This is a genomic window from Xanthobacter luteus (assembly GCF_040049235.1).
GTDB lineage: Bacteria > Pseudomonadota > Alphaproteobacteria > Rhizobiales > Xanthobacteraceae > Xanthobacter.
Genome location: NZ_JBDZDO010000006.1, coordinates 328,110 through 343,448 on the forward strand (window position 1 = coordinate 328,110; position 15,339 = coordinate 343,448).

Sequence of the window (15,339 nt, forward strand, 5' to 3'; positions counted from 1 at the left end):
TCTCCCGTCGTTTCCCCTGCAGGGGCGCATTTGCCCCCGAACCCCGACCGGGTCAATGCCGGTCGTGCCGCTTGACAGCACAAGGGGGGAGGGGGCTCCATCGGACCGTGGCCGCGCGAGGCCCCCGCGCGGCGCGGGAACATGAGGAGGCGCACATGCGCGCACGAGATCCCGTGGTGGAGCGTCTGGCGGCGCTGAAGGGCGAGCTTGAGGCGGTGGGCGCGGAGCTGGCGCGCCGCGCGGCGGACGTGGAATCGCGCGCCCGGACCGGCGCGCGCCAGATGGCGGAGGACGCTTACGAGGCGGCGCGCCCCGCCGCCGAGGATGCGTTCAAGGAAGCCAAGCGCGCCGCCGCCGAGTTCGGCGCCATGGCCGAGGAGGCGGAGCAGAAGGCGCGCGCGGTCGCCGTGGCGCACCCGCTGGTCCTGGTGGCCGGCTGCCTGCTTGCCGGCATCGTGATCGGCAAGATCTGGAGACGGCGATGAGCGAATTGGACACGCTGGTGCGCAATCTGCGCATCCTGCTGAAGGCGGACCTGATCATCGCCGAGCTCGCCATGCGGCGGCTGGCGACGCGCACGGTGCTGTTCGTCTTCGCCGGCCTCATCGCCGCCTTCGCCGTCGGCATGTTCGCCTTCGCCGGCTTCCTGATGCTGGAGGAGGCCTACGGCACCAAGGCCGCGGCCGCCATCTGCGGCGGCGTCGGGCTGGTGGTGGCGCTGATCCTCATGCTGGTTGCGTCCGGCATCAAGCCGGGCCGCGAGGACGAGGTGGCGGTGCAGGTGCACGAGGCGGCGCTGCAGGCGGTCAGCGTGGAATTGCAGGTGGTCGGCGGCCAGGCGCAGCGCCTGGCCGCCTTCGTGCGCGCCCCGTTCAGCGCCGGCGTGCCGAGCATCGCCGTGGCGATCTTCGGCTACCTCCTGCGGCTGCTGCGCGGCCGCGGGGGCGGCGGGGCCTCGTCCGGCTGAGGCTCAGGCCATCTGAGGCTCAGGCCTTTTTGAAGCTCAGGCCTTGCGCACCCAGCGCCCTTCCTCATCCTGCTGCCAATAGGTGAGCGCGGCGCCGAGCGCCTTGGCCTGCTTCCAGCGTTCGCGGGCGGCGGCCATCTGCTCGTCGTCGCGCCCGTCGAAGAGATAGACCAGGCGCGTATAGGCCGCCGGGTCGGGCAGCTCCACCCCATCCACCAGGAAGCGCACCGTGGCGCCGTTGGGGTTCGCCTGCGAGGTGGCGATCAGCACCGGCTGGCGCTCGGGCTGCGGCTGCGCGTCGGTGCCGTGGGGCAGGAAGGAGGCGTCGCTATAGGTCCACAGATGCGCATCGAGCGCATCGCGCCGCTCCGCCGAGCCGCATTCCACAACGCACCGCCAGCCGCGCTCCAGCGACTTCTCGAGGAGGGCAGGCAGCACCTGCTCCAGCGGGCGGCGTTCGAGGTGGTAGAAGAAGATTTCCGACATAACCTATGGTAGAGTAGCGGAATTGGGGGAGACGTCCAATGCGCGCTCGGCTTGCCTTCTTCGCGTGCCTGCTGGCTGCCTATCCAAGTTTTGCCCAGACCGGTGCAGATTGCCCGAACGGGGCGACCAATTGCAACGGGTGCGCGGATGGGCGCGCCGGCTGTTCGCGCGCCGGGTCGGGGCCGGGCGCCGCCCCGCCTGCGGAGCCGCTGCCCGGCATTTTGCCGTTTCCGGGCACGCCAACAGCTCCAGGCTCAGCGCCGCTGATAAAACCATCAGATCTCAAATTGCTGAACGAGCGTGGATCGGATCAAAACCGAAATACGCAGTAATTTAGACGGGGTGGCGACCGTGGAATACTTTAATGTTTACAAAACGGCGCTGCTTTACGGCTTGGCGCCGTTTCTTGTCTCGGTCGGGCTCGCTGTCGGCCTCGCCGTTCTGATCGGCCGGCTTCTGCGGCTCGGCCTGACGGCCCTCGTTCCCGTGTCCCTCGCATTCTCCGCGATCGGCGCCGCGACCGGCTATTTCATGGGGGCAAGCCGCGACAGCGCCGTGGCTGCCGTCGCGCCCGCCATCCTGACGTTCGTATCCGGCGTGGTCGCCTATCAGTTCGCCAAGCGCGGCGAGACGTTCGAGCCGCTGCGAAAATTGCTGCCGCTGGCCGTCAGCGCCATGTTTCTCGCGGCGGTCGTTTCTGCTTCGCTGGCAGCAGCCGGGCGGCAAGGTTCCGAACTATACGCCCGCTACATGGACGAATTCTATAAGAATCAAGTTCTTAACAATGAGGTGCTCAGAAAAGAGCGCCTGCTGCGGTTCGAGAAGGTGACGTTGCCCATCGAGCTTGAGCGATCGCGGCGGGCGCTGGGATTGCCGGCCCCAGCGCCCGTGCCGCCGCCATCACCGGCGCCTTAGCCTCACCCCTCGTAGTGATCCCTCACCAGCTGGTCCAGCAGGCGCACGCCCCAGCCCGAGGCCCAGCCCTTGCTGACGTCGCTCGCCGGCGAGCCCATGGCGGTGCCGGCGACGTCCAGGTGCGCCCACGGCGTCTTGTCGACGAAGCGCTGGAGGAATTGCGCGGCGGTGATGGAGCCGGCATGGCGCCCGCCGGAATTCTTCATGTCGGCGAACTTGCTGTCCACCAGCTTGTCGTATTCCGGCCCGAGCGGCAGGCGCCACACCTTCTCGCCGGTCTCCTGGCCCGCTTTGGCGATGCGCTCGGCGAGCTGGTCGTCGTTGGAGAACAGGCCGGCATGATCCTGGCCCAGCGCCACCAGGATGGCGCCGGTCAGCGTCGCGAGGTCGATCATGAACTTCGGCTTGAAGCGCTCCTTGGCGTACCAGAGCACGTCCGCCAGAACGAGCCGGCCTTCCGCGTCGGTGTTGATGATCTCGATGGTCTGGCCGGACAGCGAGGTGACGATGTCGCCGGGGCGCTGGGCGGCGCCGTCGGGCATGTTCTCCACCACGCCGATGACGCCGACTGCGTTCACCTTCGCCTTGCGGGCGGCGAGCGCGTACATGAGGCCGGTGACGCAGGCCGCCCCGCCCATGTCGCCCTTCATGTCCTCCATGCCGGCGGCGGGCTTGATGGAGATGCCGCCGGTGTCGAACGTCACGCCCTTGCCGATGAAGGCCACCGGGGCTTCGCCTTTGGCGCCGCCATGCCACTGCATGACCACCACGCGGCTCTCCTTGATCGAGCCCTGGCCGACGCCGAGCAAGGCGCGCATGCCGAGGCGGGCGAGCTCGGCGTCGCCGAACACCTCGACCGCCACGCCCACCTGCTTCAGCGCCTCGGCGCGATGGGCGAATTCCGGCGGGTCGAGCACGTTCGGCGGCTCGTTGACGAGGTCGCGCGCGAGGATCACGCCGTCCGCCACCGCCGCCTTGGCGGCATAAGCGCGCTTGGCCGCCGGCTCGTCGGCCACCAGCAGCGTCACCGCGAGGGCGGCGTGCTCGGCCTCGTCCTTCTTCTTGGTCTTGTAGCGGTCGAATTTGTAGGCGCGCAGCGCGATGCCGAGCGCCACCTCGGCCGCGGCATCGGCGGAAACCTTGGTCCCCGGCAGGTCGAGCACCAGCGTCGCCTCGCGGGCGGTAGCGGGGATCTTGCCGGCGACGAGGCCGCCGAGCTTGAGGAAATCGGCGCTCTTCAGCGCCTTGGCCTTGCCCACCGACAGCACGATCAGGCGTGGCGCCTCGAGCCCCGTCGGGGCGAGCAGGTCGAGCCCGGTCCAGGCCTTGCCCTTGAATCGCTCGGCGTCGAAGGCGCGGGTGAGCGCCGCATCCGCGCCCTTCACCAGCTTCTGCGCCGCCGGGCCGAAGCCGAGGCTCTCGTCGGTGAGGACCACGAGGACGCCCTTGGCGGCGGCCGTGTGCTTGGCAAACGTGACGGTGACGGGCTCGGACATGAATGGCTCCAGGCGGGGAAGGCCGGCGCGCGCCGGCGCAGGACGATCTATGGCAGAGCGAGACGCAGCAGCGGCACGTTCCCTTAGCGCTCCGTCATCCCCCGGCTTGTCCGGGGGATCCACCCAAGGGCTGGCGCTGCCTGGCATTCTGAGCGCAGGAAGGGCTGGCCGGTGGATGCCCCGGACAAGCCGGGGCATGACGGTGCGGTCAGGTCGAAGCGGCGTTGACCGATCAGGCCGGGCCGCTCACGGGAAGCGGGATCGTCAGGCGCCGGCTTCCTCGGCGGCGGGGGCGGCGGCCTTCTCGGCCTTGTCGGCCCGCTCCTTGGCGCGCTCCTTGGCCTTCTCGCCGGGCTCGGCCTTCTTCGGGTTGTTCTTCGCCGCGCGCTTGATGAGGCCGGCCTCGTCGAGGAAGCGCGCCACGCGGTCGGTGGGCTGCGCGCCCTTCTCGAGCCAGGCCTTGGCCTTCTCGGCGTCGAGCACCACGCGCTCGGCGGCGTCCTTGGCGAGCAGCGGGTTGAACGAGCCGATCTTCTCGATGAAGCGGCCGTCGCGCGGCGCGCGCGAATCGGCGACGACGATGCGGTAGAACGGGCGCTTCTTGGCGCCGCCACGGGCGAGACGGATCTTCAGGGACATTTCAGTTTCCTTGCGTTTCATTGTGTTCGGAACGGGTTGTCTTTTCGCCGCCGTCACCCTCCGGCTTGTCCGGAGGGTCCACTCGTCCACCTGGCCTTACGCTCGTGGGCTCGGTGGACCGCCCGGACAAGCCGGGGGGTGACGCGCGGAAGGGGGAGGCATCACTTCTTCTTGCCGGGCCCTCCCAATCCAGGAAAGCCCTTCGGCAGACCGGGCAGGCCGCCGGGGAAGGTGGGGGGCAGGCCGCCGCCCGGCAGTCCGGGGAAGGTGGGCGGCAGGCCGCCGCCGGCACCGCCGCCCGGCATCTTCTCCGCCAGCTGCTTGAGCATTTCGGGCGAGGGCCCGCCGCCGCCCATGCCCATCATGCCGGCGAGCCCGGCGAACGGGCCGCGCTTGCCGGCCGCCCCGCCCATGGCCTTCATCATGTCGGCCATCTGGCGGTGCATCTTCAGAAGCCGGTTGATCTCCTCCACCTTGGTGCCGGAGCCGGCGGCGATGCGGCGCTTGCGCGAGGCGTCGAGCAGCTTCGGCAGCCGGCGCTCCTTGGGCGTCATGGAATTGATGATCGCCACCTGGCGCTTGAACAGCTTGTCGTCGAGGTTGGCGCTGGCGATCTGGTTCTTCATCTTGGCGACGCCGGGCAGCATGCCCATCAGCCCGTTCATGCCGCCGAGCTTCTGCATCTGGTGCAGCTGCTCGCGCAGATCGTCGAGGTCGAAGGCGCCCTTGCGCATCTTCTCCGCGACCGCCTTGGCCTTCTCGATGTCGATATTCTCGGCGGCCTTCTCCACCAGGGCCACCACGTCGCCCATGCCGAGGATGCGGCCGGCCACGCGCCGCGGATCGAAATCCTCCAGCGCGTCCATCTTCTCGCCGGTGCCCAGCAGCTTGATGGGCTTGCCGGTGACGGCGCGCATGGAGAGCGCGGCGCCGCCGCGCCCGTCGCCGTCGGCGCGGGTGAGCACGATGCCGGTGAGGCCGACGCGGCCGTCGAAGGCTTTCGCGGTGTTCACCGCGTCCTGGCCGGTGAGGGCGTCGGCCACCAGCAGCACCTCGTGCGGCCGGGTCTGCGCCTTGACCTCGGCCACCTCGGCCATCAGCGCCTCGTCGAGCGTGACGCGGCCGGCGGTGTCGAGCATCACCACGTCGTAGCCGCCGAGCTTGGCCGCCTCGATGGCGCGGCGCGCGATCTGCACGGCGGACTGGCCGGCGACGATGGGCAGGGTCGCCACCTCCACCTGCTTGCCGAGGGTGGCGAGCTGCTCCATGGCCGCCGGGCGGCGGGTGTCGAGCGAGGCCATCAGCACCTTGCGCTTGCCGCGTTCGGTCAGGCGCTTGGCGATCTTGGCGGTGGAGGTGGTCTTGCCCGAGCCCTGCAGGCCGACCATCAGGATCGGCACCGGGGCGGGCGCGTTGAGATCGATGGGGTCGGCGTCGGAGCCGAGCGTCGCCACGAGCTCGTCGTGGACGATCTTCACCACCATCTGGCCCGGGGTGACCGACTTGATGACCTCCACGCCCACGGCGCGCTGGCGCACCCGGTCGACGAACGCGCGCACCACGTCGAGCGCCACGTCCGCCTCGATCAGCGCCCGGCGCACCTCGCGCATGGCCTCGCCCACGTCGGCCTCGGTGAGGGCGCCGCGCCGCTTGAGCCGGTCGAGTATGCCGCCGAGGCGGTCGGAAAGGGTATCGAACATGGGCTTCCGTGTGCTCGGGCGTCACGGGTGACGCGGCCCTGCCGCCCTGCCGCGCGCCGGCCCCAAAGCCAACGCGAAGCACGCCCGAGGGCGCAACGCGCTGTCGGGCGGTGACCTCCGGGCGCAAGGCCCGGTCGGCGGATCGGCGGAGCCGTCCTCGTGAAGCCGGGGTGGATAGCACCTTTGTCGGGGGGAGGCAAATCTGCCCGCGCCTTCATCGCTTCACAATTTATCGACACATGATGTGAACACTTGGATGCGCAGGCTGCGATAGACTCGCGGCGACCATCGTTCGGGGGACGTCCTCGCCGTGAAGACCTTTATCAGGCTATTTGCCGTTCTGGCGACGGGCGTTCTGGGGCTCTCCTGTGCCTCCGCGCAGATGATGGGGCCGCCGCCCGCCACCGGCGCCGGCGCCCCGACCGCCGGCGCGTCGACCGCCAGCGCGCCGTCCGGCGCGCCCGCACGCCCGGCGAAGATCACCTCCTACTCGTCGATGCACGTGGACGGCCCCTACATCGCCATCACCTTCGACGACGGGCCGAACCCCGAGACCACGCTCAAGCTCTTGAAGATGCTGGAGCAGCGCGGCATCAAGGCGACCTTCTTCGTGCTCGGCAGCCGTGCCGTCCAGAGCCCGGAAATCCTCAAGCAGATGGTGGCCCAGGGCCACGAGATCGGCAACCATTCCTGGAACCATCCGATCCTGCCCAAGGTCGGGGTGGCCGAGACGGACCGCCAGCTCACCCAGACCAACGACGTGATCGAGAAGATCACCGGCAAGAAGCCGATCTATCTGCGCCCGCCCTATGGCGCCATGTCGGCGCCGCTGCGCAAGCACATCGAGGACAAGTACGACCTGACCTTCATCTACTGGTCGGTGGATACCCTCGACTGGAAGAACAAGAATCCCGAGAAGATCTACGAGCTCACCATGAAGCAGATCGGGCCGGGCGGTATCATTCTCGCGCACGACATCCATCCGACCACCGTGCAGGCGATGCCCAAGGTGCTCGATGCCCTGCTCGCCCGCGGCTACAAGTTCGTCACCGTGTCGCAGCTGGTGGCCATGAACAAGCCCGAGCCGCCCAAGGTGGCCGCGCTGAGCCCGGCGCCCCCCAAGAAGCCCAAGCCGAAGCCGGCGGGCGCCACCGCTTCGGCGGGGACCGGGGCGACACCTGCGCCCAAGCCCAAGCCGAAGCCGGTCGCGGCCACCGGCTCGACCCAGCGCCCGCCCGCGACGCCGGTGCGCAGCACCGGCACCGGCCTCTACTGAACCGCAGTCCGACGCGCGAGGTCCGGCGCCGTCCCGCTTGGCCGGACGGCGCCTTCGGTCCGCGCCGCGCGCGCCCAATGCGGTTGAGCGGGGCCGCCGGAGCGGCTCCCGCCGGTGCGTGCGAACGGGCTCAGCCGGCCTGCGCCACCTTGGGGATCACCCAGGAGCCGTCGAGGATCGATGGATTGGCGGTCTCGGGCCAGTACATGCGCAGCATCAGCACGAACTTGCCCGCCGGCGCCGGCAGCCAGTTGGATTCCTTGTCGGCGCCGGGCGAATCCTTCTGAAGGTAGAGGTCGAGCGATCCGTCCGGATTGAACTTCAGATCCTGCCGCGGGCTGATGGAATAGCGGTTCAGCGGGTTCGCCACGAAGAAGAACTGGCTGTCGTACATGGTGACCGACCAGAACCCCTTGACCGGCGGTACCTGGCCCTTCTCGAAGCGCATCACGTACTTCTTGGTGCCGTCATAGGTGCCGCCGTCGGCCGGCTTCTCCGAGGTGGGGTACACCGCATCCTGCGGCAGGTTGGCGCCGAGGCCGATGGCGGTGATGAGCGCGCGCATCAGATAGTCGGTGCCGTACGCCCCGGTCTTGGTGGTGAAGGTCCAGCCATTGATGTTCTTGACCGCGTCGTTGATCTTGAACTGCAGCATGATGCGATCCTGCGCGATCTGCGGGATGCGCTTGGCGAAGTCCGCCTTGAGCTTCGAGGGGTCGAACGGCTTGCCGGGCACCAGGCCGATGCGCGCGAACCGCGCGAGCGCCGGCGCGTCCGCCGGGGCGGGAGGATTGGTCATCATGAGCTGGGCGAGCAGGGTGAAGTATTCCACCGCGCTGAGGCGGTTCACCTGGTCGCGCACCGGCGTCTTCATGTCCACCGCGGGGTTCACCTTGCCGGGCGGGGGCGTGTAGGGCTTGCCGTAGGCGCTGAGCGGGACGAGCTTCACCTGGTCCTGCAGCGCGTGGACGGCGGCATAGTCCTCGGGCGTCCCGGTGCAGTAGATCCGGCCCAGAAGCCAGACCATCGCGGTCGGCGACGGGTACTGCTTCACCCCGTCGGGAAGCGTGCCGCTCCAGCCGGGCCCGGTAATGGCGTAGGTCTGCGCGCCGGTGCCGGTGGTGCGCTTGCCGGGCACCTCGAACACGTTGGTCCAGCCGTCCAGCATCGGGAGCAGGAAATAGCGGTCCTTCATGTCGGGGATGGAGAGCACGTAGGGCTCCTTGCCGACGTCGAAGAACGCGGTGGTGTAGAGCGTGTCGGCGTTCGGCGCCGTCACGTCCCGGAACGTGGCGTCCGGATACTGGCGCAGCTTGATGATCTGCCCCATCGGTCCGCGGGTGCCTTTCGGCTGGGCGACGTTGGTCAAGACGCGCCGGGTCAGTTCCATGGTCACCAGCGGGTAGCCATAGACGTAGGCGTCGGTGGCGATCCAGAAATCCTCCAGGCCCTCGCCCACGCCGCGGATGCCGTCGAACGCGGCCTCGGCGGGCGAGCCGCCGAATGGGCCGCCGAATGGGCCGCCAAGCGTGCTTGCGAGGAGGCCGAGCCCTCCCAAAGTGGCGTCCCGCCGGGAAATTTTCATGTTACCTCTCCCTAGGATCCGGTGCGGCCGCCCGCGCGGGCCTCATCGCCCGCGCGGGCGGCCGCACGGTTGCAGAAACGGGAAGTCTTAGGCAAGGGCGCGGAAAAATGCTCCGATGGCGTCGACGTTGCTTTTGATTATTGAGGCCAATCTGATCCACCTCCCGCTCGGGGCGCGGCCGTGGTAGAGGAGCGCGCAGCGAGGAGTTCCACGATGTCCGACAATCGCGAGGTGAGCAGCCGCCCCGGTACCGGCACCGGCACCGGCTCCGACCTGAACCGCTTCTTCGGCGGCGCGCCGGTCTGGGTGGTCGCGCGGCTGATCCTGCTGTCCGTGGTGGTGGGCGTGATCATGGCCGCGCTCGGGCTAGATCCGGCCAACATCCTCCAGAGCCTCATGAATCTGGTGACGAACCTGTTCAATTTCGGGTTCGAGGCGGTGGAGCGCCTGTGGCGCTATTTCCTGCTCGGCGCGGTCATCGTCGTGCCGCTCTGGCTGATCCTGCGCATTTCCCGCGCCGGCCGCTGAGGCCCTCCCATGGACCGGGCGGCGCCCGCATCGGGCGTGGTGACGCACGCGCGCGTCATCGCCATCGCGCTGCCCATGACGGTGGCGCACCTCACCGTGCCGCTGCTCGGCGTGGTGGACGCGGCGGTGGTGGGCCGGCTCGGGGACGCGGCGCTGCTCGGCGGCGTGGCGCTCGCCTCGGTCCTCTTCGACATGCTGTTCTGGGTCTTCGGCTTCCTGCGCATGGGCACGGTGGGGCTCGCGGCCCAGGCGCTCGGCCGGCGCGACCGGGTGGAGGAGCGCGCCGTGCTCGCCCGCGCGCTGCTGGTGGCGCTGGCCTGCGGGCTGGCGCTCGTGGCGCTGCAGGGGCCGATCCTCGCCGTCGCCCTGGCGCTCGCGGGCGCGAGCGCGCAGGTGAACGCGGCGGTGGCCGACTATTTCCACGTCCGCATCTTTGCCGCGCCGTTCTCGCTCGCGAACTATGTGGTGCTGGGCTGGCTCACCGGGCTCGGCCTCACCGGCCGCGCGCTGGCGCTCCAGGCCGGCGTGAACCTCCTCAACATGGCGCTCACCGTGGCGCTGGTGCTGGGCGCGGGCCTGGGCGTGACGGGCGCCGCGCTCGGCACGCTGCTCGCCGAGGCGCTGGGCGCGGGCGCCGGCCTCGCGCTGTGCGCGCGCATGCTCGGCGGGCGGCTTGGCGTGGCGCGCGCCGTGTTGCTCGATCGGGCGCGCCTGGCCGAGGCCTTCGTGCTCAACCGCGACATCATGATCCGGACGGCCGCGCTCATGTTCGCCTTCGCCTTCTTCGCGGCGCAGGGCGCGCGCGCGGGCGACGTGACGCTCGCCGCCAATGCGGTGCTTCAGAACCTGGTGATGGTCGCCGCCTATTTCCTCGACGGCTTCGCCACCGCGGCCGAGCAGATGTGCGGCCAGGCCACGGGCGCGCGCCAGCGGGAGGCCTTTCGCCAGGCGGTCCGCCTCGCGCTCGGCTGGGGCTTTGCCTTCGCGCTCGTGGCGAGCCTTGCCTACGGGCTCGCCGGCCCGCTCCTCATCGACCTGATGACCACCAGCGCAGCCGTGCGCGCCGAGGCGCGGGCCTTCCTGCCGTATGCGGCGGCGCTGCCGCTCGCCGGGGTGGCGGCCTATGTCTATGACGGCGTCTATGTGGGGGCGCTGTGGTCGCGCGACATGCGCAACCTGATGGTGGCGGCGCTGGCGCTCTATCTGCTCGCCTTCCTCGCCTTCCGGCCGCTGGGCAATGAGGGCCTGTGGCTCGCTTATCTCGTCTTCCTGCTGGCGCGGGGCGGGCTCCAGGCGCTGCGCCTGCCGGCGCTGCGCGCCCGCGCCTTCGCGCCGTGACGCGCCCCGCCTTAGGCGAAGCCGGGCGGGAAGACGTGGACGCCGTCGCGGCCGAGCGGAAGGTCCTCCACCTTGCGCACCGCCGACATCGGCAGCGGGCCGTAGAGGTGGGGAAACAGGTCGCCGCCGCGCGAGGGCTCCCATTTCAGCGCCGCGCCGAGCGGGTCCGCCGCCACCGTGACGAGCTTCAGGTCGCCGAGGCCGGAGAAGTGCCGGCGCGCGGTCTCGCGCACCTGGGCGGCGGTGGACAGGTGGATGAAGCCGTCGGTCACGTCCACCGGGGCGCCGCCGAATTCGCCCTTCGCCTCCGCCTTCCGCCACAAAGCGGCGGGGCAGATCTTGTACACGACGGCAATGGGCGGCGAAGTCACGGCGCATCTCCAGTGCGGGCTTCTTCTCAGCTAGCGCGGGCGCTGGCGGGAGGGAAGCATTGCCTGCGGGCGGGCGCCGGAGAATCGACCATTCCGCGTTGAAAGGAGACGGTTCCGGCCCGGCACGGCGCGCCGCCGCGCGGCCGGCCCGCGGCGCCGCAACTGTGGATGGCGGATTGAAGTCCTGGACAAACCAGGAACAAATTCTTATGGTCCGACGGCATTCAGCGAGGGAACGCGCAGCGGCATGCTCACCCACGGGCAGATCTGGCGGGCGGTGGACCGTCTGGCGGAGCGGCATGGCCTGTCCACGTCGGGCCTCGCCAAGCGCGCCGGGCTCGACCCCACCACCTTCAACCGCTCGAAGCGGGTGACCGGGGATGGCCGCCCGCGCTGGCCCTCCACCGAGAGCATCGCCAAGGCGCTGTCGGCCACCGGGGCGGGGGTGGAGGATTTCGTCGCCTTGCTCGACCCCGCGGGCCGCCCCGACGGCTTCGCCGAGCGCCCGACGCCGATGGTGGGCGTGCTCGCGCCCGACGGCGCAGGGGGCCGATCCATCCCGCTGCTGGGGCTGGCGCAGGCGAACCGCAGCGGGGCGTTCGATACGGCCGGCCGGCCCGCCTCAGGCGCCGCCTGGGACGAGATCGTCTTCCCCGACGTGGAGGATGCGCACGCGTTCGCGCTGGAGATTTCCGGCGCCGCCCTCGCGCCGGTCTATCGCGACGGGGACGTGGTGGTGGTCTCCCCCGCCGCCGCCGTGCGCCGCGGCGACCGGGTGGTGGTCAAGACCGGCGACGGCGCGCTGCTGGTGCGCGAGCTGCTGCGCCGGACCGCGCGCCAGGTGGAATTGCGCGCGCTCGTCCCGCCCCACGAGGCGCGGCAGGTTCCGGTCAAGGACGTGGTCTTCCTGGCGCGCATCGTCTGGGCCAGCCAATAGCGCTCGGGGGCGCTCAGCGGATCAGCGCCTCCAGGGTCTCGAGCCGGTCCGCCTCGCCCGGCGGCTTGTCCCAGCGCAGGCGCGCGACGCGCGGGAAGCGCATCGCCACCCCCGAGCGGTGGCGCGCCGAGCGGGCCAGGCCCTCGAAGGCGATCTCCAGCACCAGGCCGGCGTCCTTCTCGTGCACCACCTCGCGCACCGGGCCGAAGCGGTTGACGGTGAAGCGCCGCACGAACGCGTCGATCTTCTTCAGCTCCTCGTCGGTGAAGCCGAAATAGGCCTTGCCCACCGGCACCAGCACGTCGCCGTCTTCGCCCTGCGTCCAGACCCCGAACGTGTAGTCCGAATAGAAGGAGGAGCGCTTGCCGTGGCCCCTCTGGGCATACATCAGCACCGCGTCCACCGTGTGCGGGTCGCGCTTCCACTTCCACCACGGGCCCTTGGGCCGGCCGGGCAGATAGAGGCTGTCGGCGCGCTTCATCATCACCCCTTCCACCGCCGCCGCGTCGACGCCGGCGCCGAAGGCGGCGGGGTCGGCGCGGGCCGCCGTCAGCTCCTCCCAGGACGCGAAGGCGAGGCGCGGCGAGAGGTCGAGCCGCCCGCCTGAGGGATGGGCGGCGACGAACGCCTCGAGCCGCGCCCGCCGCGCGCGGAACTCCATCCCGCGCAGGTCTTCGCCGCCCTCGGCGATGAGGTCGTAGGCGCGGATATGGGCCGGGAACTCGGCCAGCATCTTGGCCGTGACCGCCTTGCGGTTGAGCCGCTGCTGCAAGACGTTGAACGGCTCGACGCGGCCGGCGCGCACCACCAGCAGCTCGCCGTCGACCGCGCCCTCGAAGTCGAGCGCCTCGAGAAGGTCGGGAAAGGCCGGGGAGATGTCCTCGCCGGTGCGCGAATAAAGCCGCAGGACGCGCGCCCCTGTCTCCTCGCGCGCCGCCACCGCCTGGACGCGGATGCCGTCCCATTTCCATTCCGCCATGAAGTCGCCCGGCGCGAGCTGCGAGAAGTCCGCCTCCTCGATGGCATGGGCCAGCATGACCGGGCGGAACGGCACCGGGTCCGTGGTCTGCGGCCGCTCCGCCCGGCCCTCGACCCAGGCGAACAGCTCGAGATAAGGCGGCTTGAGGCCCGGCCACACCAGCTCCACCGCGTCCGGCGGCAGGTCGCCGAGGCTCGCCACCGCGGTCTTGGCGAGCCGCGCCGAGGCGCCCACCCGCAGGGCGCCGGTGATCAGCTTCAGCAGTGCCCAGCGCCCAGTCTCGTCGAGCCCGTCGAGCCAGCCGGCGAGCGCGCGCGGCAGCGCCGCCTTGGGCAAGGCCGAGAGCCCGGCGACGATCTCCGACAGCGTCGGCGCATGGGCGCGCGCGCCGTCCGGGCGCGGCCACATGAGGGCGACGGTCTCGGAGAGATCGCCCACATAGTCGTAGGACATCGCGAACAGCACCGGGTCGACGCGCTCCATGATGAGCGCGCGCACCAGGGCCGGCTTGGCGTTGGCGAAGGAGAGCGCGCCGGTGAGCGCGGCGAGCGCGAAGCCGCGCTCGGGGTCGGGCGTCGCCGCGAAATAGTCCGCCATCAGGCGGATCTTGGCGTTGCGCCCGGCCTCGTACGCCATGCGGTCGAGCAGCGCCGCGAACCGGTTCATGGCTGGGCGATCCCATCATAGAGACCGGCCCACCGCGGGTTCCCCTGCTCGATCAGGTTCATCTTCCAGTCGCGCGGCCATTTCTTGAGGCGCTTTTCGCGGGTGATGGCCGCCAGGGCCGTATCGTGCTGCTCGTAATAGACCAGCCGCATCACCGAATGGCGCTTGGTGAAGCTTTTCGCCTCGCCTTCGCGATGCTCGAAGGTGCGCCGGACAAGATCATTGGTCACGCCCACATAGAGTGTGCCATTGGGGGCGCTCGCGAGGATGTAGACGTAGAAGGCGCGGCTCACCCTCGCCCCTCCGTCCGCGTTTGCACGACGGTGGATGCCCCGGACAAGCCGGGGCATGACGGCAGTGTGGAATCGGCCCTCATTCCTGCGCCTCGCTCGCGCTGGCGGCGTCTTCCTCCGCCTCGCCATAGCCCACCATGTGGAGCGGGCGGGCGCGCAACTGGCGGGTGGTGGCCCAGTGGACCAGCGCGTCCTCGGCGCCGTGGGTCACCCACACCTCCTCGCAGCCGGTGGCGCCGATGGTGGCGGTGAGCCCGTCCCAGTCCGCATGGTCGGAGATCACCAGCGGCAGCTCCACGCCGCGCTGGCGCGCCCGCGCGCGCACCCGCATCCAGCCGGAGGCGAGGCAGGCCACCGGATCGGCGAAGCGCCGCGCCCACAGATCGGTGATGGCATGGGGCGGGGCGATGACGACCGCGCCCGCGAACGCCTTCTTGTCGGCGCCCTTCACCGGGCGGATCTCGCCGAAATCGGCGCCGCGGGAGCGGTAATAGGCGGTGATGGGGTCGAGCGCGCCATGGACGTAGATAGGCCCGTCATGGCCGGCGCGGCGGATCAGCGCCATCATGCGCTGCGCCTTGCCGAGCGAATAGGCGCCCACCACGTGGGTGCGCTCGGGGAACAGCCGCACCGAGGCGGTGAGCTTTTGCGCCTCGGCGTCCGGATCGGGATGGCGGAACACCGGCAGGCCGAAGGTCGCCTCCGAGACGAAGACGTGGCAGCGCAGCACCTCCAGCCCCGCGCAGGTGGGGTCGGCCACGTCTTTGTAGTCGCCCGAGGCGACGATGGAGAGCCCGCGCCAGTCGAGCCGGACCTGGGCCGAGCCGAGCACGTGCCCCGCCGGGTGCAGGCTCACGGTCACGCCGCCGATGCCGAGCCGTTCGCCATAGCGCAGCGCCTGCGCCGACCCGGCGAAGCGTGCGCCGAGCCGCAGCGCCATGATGTCCAGCGTCTCGCGCGTCGCCAGCACTTGGCCGTGGCCGGCGCGGGCATGGTCCGAATGGGCATGGGTGACGACCGCCCGCGGCACCGCGCGCACGGGGTCGATGTGGAAGTCGCCGGGCGGGCAATAAAGGCCCTTGGGCGAGGGGCAGAGCAGGTCTTCAGGTCGCATGGCTGGATCGGGCGGAGATCGCGTTTATATGGGAACGCGCGGCGGGCGT

Annotated in this window: 16 protein-coding genes; 7 read left to right on the forward strand and 9 right to left on the reverse strand. The window is 70.4% G+C overall.

Annotated elements, in window-relative coordinates; translation table 11 throughout:
* Positions 1-155: 155 nt before the first annotated feature.
* Both ABLE88_RS18950 and ABLE88_RS18955 read left to right on the forward strand, forming a co-directional pair.
* Positions 156-485, forward strand: a complete 330-nt coding sequence (locus ABLE88_RS18950; protein WP_348833258.1) for a hypothetical protein — start codon at positions 156-158, stop codon at positions 483-485.
* A complete protein-coding gene (locus ABLE88_RS18955) occupies positions 482-967 on the forward strand; it encodes a hypothetical protein (protein WP_348833259.1) in 486 nt (161 codons plus the stop codon). Before ABLE88_RS18950 ends, ABLE88_RS18955 begins: the two co-directional genes overlap by 4 nt.
* Positions 968-1,003: 36 nt before the next feature.
* On the opposite strand, the gene ABLE88_RS18960 is transcribed toward ABLE88_RS18955, so the two are convergent.
* Positions 1,004-1,453 (reverse strand): DNA polymerase III subunit chi, encoded by a 450-nt coding sequence (locus ABLE88_RS18960; RefSeq protein WP_348833260.1) that lies wholly within the window; start codon positions 1,451-1,453, stop codon positions 1,004-1,006.
* Between the two features lie 300 nt (positions 1,454-1,753).
* On the opposite strand from ABLE88_RS18960, the gene ABLE88_RS18965 reads away from it, so the two are divergent.
* Positions 1,754-2,368, forward strand: a complete 615-nt coding sequence (locus ABLE88_RS18965; protein WP_348833261.1) for a hypothetical protein — start codon at positions 1,754-1,756, stop codon at positions 2,366-2,368.
* Between the two features lie 2 nt (positions 2,369-2,370).
* Here the strand turns inward: ABLE88_RS18965 and ABLE88_RS18970 are convergent, their stop codons facing one another.
* The 3 genes from ABLE88_RS18970 to ffh all read right to left on the reverse strand — a co-directional run bounded on the left by ABLE88_RS18970 (position 2,371) and on the right by ffh (position 6,203).
* Positions 2,371-3,864, reverse strand: coding sequence for a leucyl aminopeptidase (locus tag ABLE88_RS18970; RefSeq protein ID WP_348833262.1), 1,494 nt, complete (start codon positions 3,862-3,864; stop codon positions 2,371-2,373).
* Between the two features lie 264 nt (positions 3,865-4,128).
* Positions 4,129-4,503, reverse strand: a complete 375-nt coding sequence (gene rpsP / locus ABLE88_RS18975; protein WP_348833263.1) for a 30S ribosomal protein S16 — start codon at positions 4,501-4,503, stop codon at positions 4,129-4,131.
* A gap of 161 nt (positions 4,504-4,664) precedes the next feature.
* Complete coding sequence (ffh, locus tag ABLE88_RS18980) at positions 4,665-6,203, reverse strand: signal recognition particle protein (RefSeq protein ID WP_348833264.1); 1,539 nt, start codon at positions 6,201-6,203, stop codon at positions 4,665-4,667.
* A 310-nt stretch (positions 6,204-6,513) separates the two neighbouring features.
* Between ffh and ABLE88_RS18985 the strand changes: the two genes are divergently transcribed.
* A complete protein-coding gene (locus tag ABLE88_RS18985) occupies positions 6,514-7,479 on the forward strand; it encodes a polysaccharide deacetylase family protein (protein WP_348833265.1) in 966 nt (321 codons plus the stop codon).
* A gap of 130 nt (positions 7,480-7,609) precedes the next feature.
* On the opposite strand, the gene ABLE88_RS18990 is transcribed toward ABLE88_RS18985, so the two are convergent.
* Complete coding sequence (locus tag ABLE88_RS18990) at positions 7,610-9,064, reverse strand: DUF1254 domain-containing protein (RefSeq protein ID WP_348833266.1); 1,455 nt, start codon at positions 9,062-9,064, stop codon at positions 7,610-7,612.
* 213 nt (positions 9,065-9,277) lie between these two features.
* On the opposite strand from ABLE88_RS18990, the gene ABLE88_RS18995 reads away from it, so the two are divergent.
* Complete coding sequence (locus tag ABLE88_RS18995; protein ID WP_348833267.1) at positions 9,278-9,592, forward strand: DUF6460 domain-containing protein; 315 nt, start codon at positions 9,278-9,280, stop codon at positions 9,590-9,592.
* Positions 9,593-9,601: 9 nt separating this feature from the next.
* Positions 9,602-10,930 carry an MATE family efflux transporter gene (locus ABLE88_RS19000; RefSeq protein ID WP_348833268.1) on the forward strand — a complete coding sequence of 443 codons (1,329 nt, stop codon included), beginning with the start codon at positions 9,602-9,604 and terminating at the stop codon, positions 10,928-10,930.
* 11 nt (positions 10,931-10,941) lie between these two features.
* On the opposite strand, the gene ABLE88_RS19005 is transcribed toward ABLE88_RS19000, so the two are convergent.
* The gene (locus ABLE88_RS19005; protein ID WP_348833373.1) at positions 10,942-11,286 is read right to left on the reverse strand and encodes a DUF952 domain-containing protein; all 345 of its coding nucleotides are present in this window, start codon (positions 11,284-11,286) and stop codon (positions 10,942-10,944) included.
* Positions 11,287-11,548: 262 nt separating this feature from the next.
* On the opposite strand from ABLE88_RS19005, the gene ABLE88_RS19010 reads away from it, so the two are divergent.
* Entirely contained in the window at positions 11,549-12,238 is a 690-nt protein-coding gene (locus ABLE88_RS19010; RefSeq protein ID WP_348833269.1) for a S24 family peptidase, read from the forward strand.
* A gap of 13 nt (positions 12,239-12,251) precedes the next feature.
* On the opposite strand, the gene ABLE88_RS19015 is transcribed toward ABLE88_RS19010, so the two are convergent.
* The 3 genes from ABLE88_RS19015 to ABLE88_RS19025 form a co-directional block, all read right to left on the reverse strand.
* The gene (locus tag ABLE88_RS19015) at positions 12,252-13,883 is read right to left on the reverse strand and encodes a cisplatin damage response ATP-dependent DNA ligase (protein WP_348833270.1); all 1,632 of its coding nucleotides are present in this window, start codon (positions 13,881-13,883) and stop codon (positions 12,252-12,254) included.
* Complete coding sequence (locus ABLE88_RS19020) at positions 13,880-14,176, reverse strand: GIY-YIG nuclease family protein (RefSeq protein WP_348833271.1); 297 nt, start codon at positions 14,174-14,176, stop codon at positions 13,880-13,882. The genes ABLE88_RS19015 and ABLE88_RS19020 overlap by 4 nt, the downstream gene beginning before the upstream one ends.
* A 79-nt stretch (positions 14,177-14,255) precedes the next feature.
* Positions 14,256-15,290, reverse strand: coding sequence for a ligase-associated DNA damage response exonuclease (locus tag ABLE88_RS19025; RefSeq protein ID WP_348833272.1), 1,035 nt, complete (start codon positions 15,288-15,290; stop codon positions 14,256-14,258).
* Positions 15,291-15,339 lie beyond the last annotated feature (49 nt).

What these genes read in the sequence shown, in the direction of transcription:
- ABLE88_RS18950 (WP_348833258.1), top strand. Translation starts at nt 156, where the DNA reads ATGCGCGCACGAGATCCCGTGGTGGAGCGTCTGGCGGCGCTGAAGGGC.
- ABLE88_RS18955 (WP_348833259.1), top strand. Translation starts at nt 482, where the DNA reads ATGAGCGAATTGGACACGCTGGTGCGCAATCTGCGCATCCTGCTGAAG.
- ABLE88_RS18960 (WP_348833260.1), bottom strand. Translation starts at nt 1,453, where the DNA reads ATGTCGGAAATCTTCTTCTACCACCTCGAACGCCGCCCGCTGGAGCAG.
- ABLE88_RS18970 (WP_348833262.1), bottom strand. Translation starts at nt 3,864, where the DNA reads ATGTCCGAGCCCGTCACCGTCACGTTTGCCAAGCACACGGCCGCCGCC.
- rpsP (WP_348833263.1), bottom strand. Translation starts at nt 4,503, where the DNA reads ATGTCCCTGAAGATCCGTCTCGCCCGTGGCGGCGCCAAGAAGCGCCCG.
- ffh (WP_348833264.1), bottom strand. Translation starts at nt 6,203, where the DNA reads ATGTTCGATACCCTTTCCGACCGCCTCGGCGGCATACTCGACCGGCTC.
- ABLE88_RS18990 (WP_348833266.1), bottom strand. Translation starts at nt 9,064, where the DNA reads ATGAAAATTTCCCGGCGGGACGCCACTTTGGGAGGGCTCGGCCTCCTC.
- ABLE88_RS18995 (WP_348833267.1), top strand. Translation starts at nt 9,278, where the DNA reads ATGTCCGACAATCGCGAGGTGAGCAGCCGCCCCGGTACCGGCACCGGC.
- ABLE88_RS19000 (WP_348833268.1), top strand. Translation starts at nt 9,602, where the DNA reads ATGGACCGGGCGGCGCCCGCATCGGGCGTGGTGACGCACGCGCGCGTC.
- ABLE88_RS19010 (WP_348833269.1), top strand. Translation starts at nt 11,549, where the DNA reads ATGCTCACCCACGGGCAGATCTGGCGGGCGGTGGACCGTCTGGCGGAG.
- ABLE88_RS19015 (WP_348833270.1), bottom strand. Translation starts at nt 13,883, where the DNA reads ATGAACCGGTTCGCGGCGCTGCTCGACCGCATGGCGTACGAGGCCGGG.
- ABLE88_RS19025 (WP_348833272.1), bottom strand. Translation starts at nt 15,290, where the DNA reads ATGCGACCTGAAGACCTGCTCTGCCCCTCGCCCAAGGGCCTTTATTGC.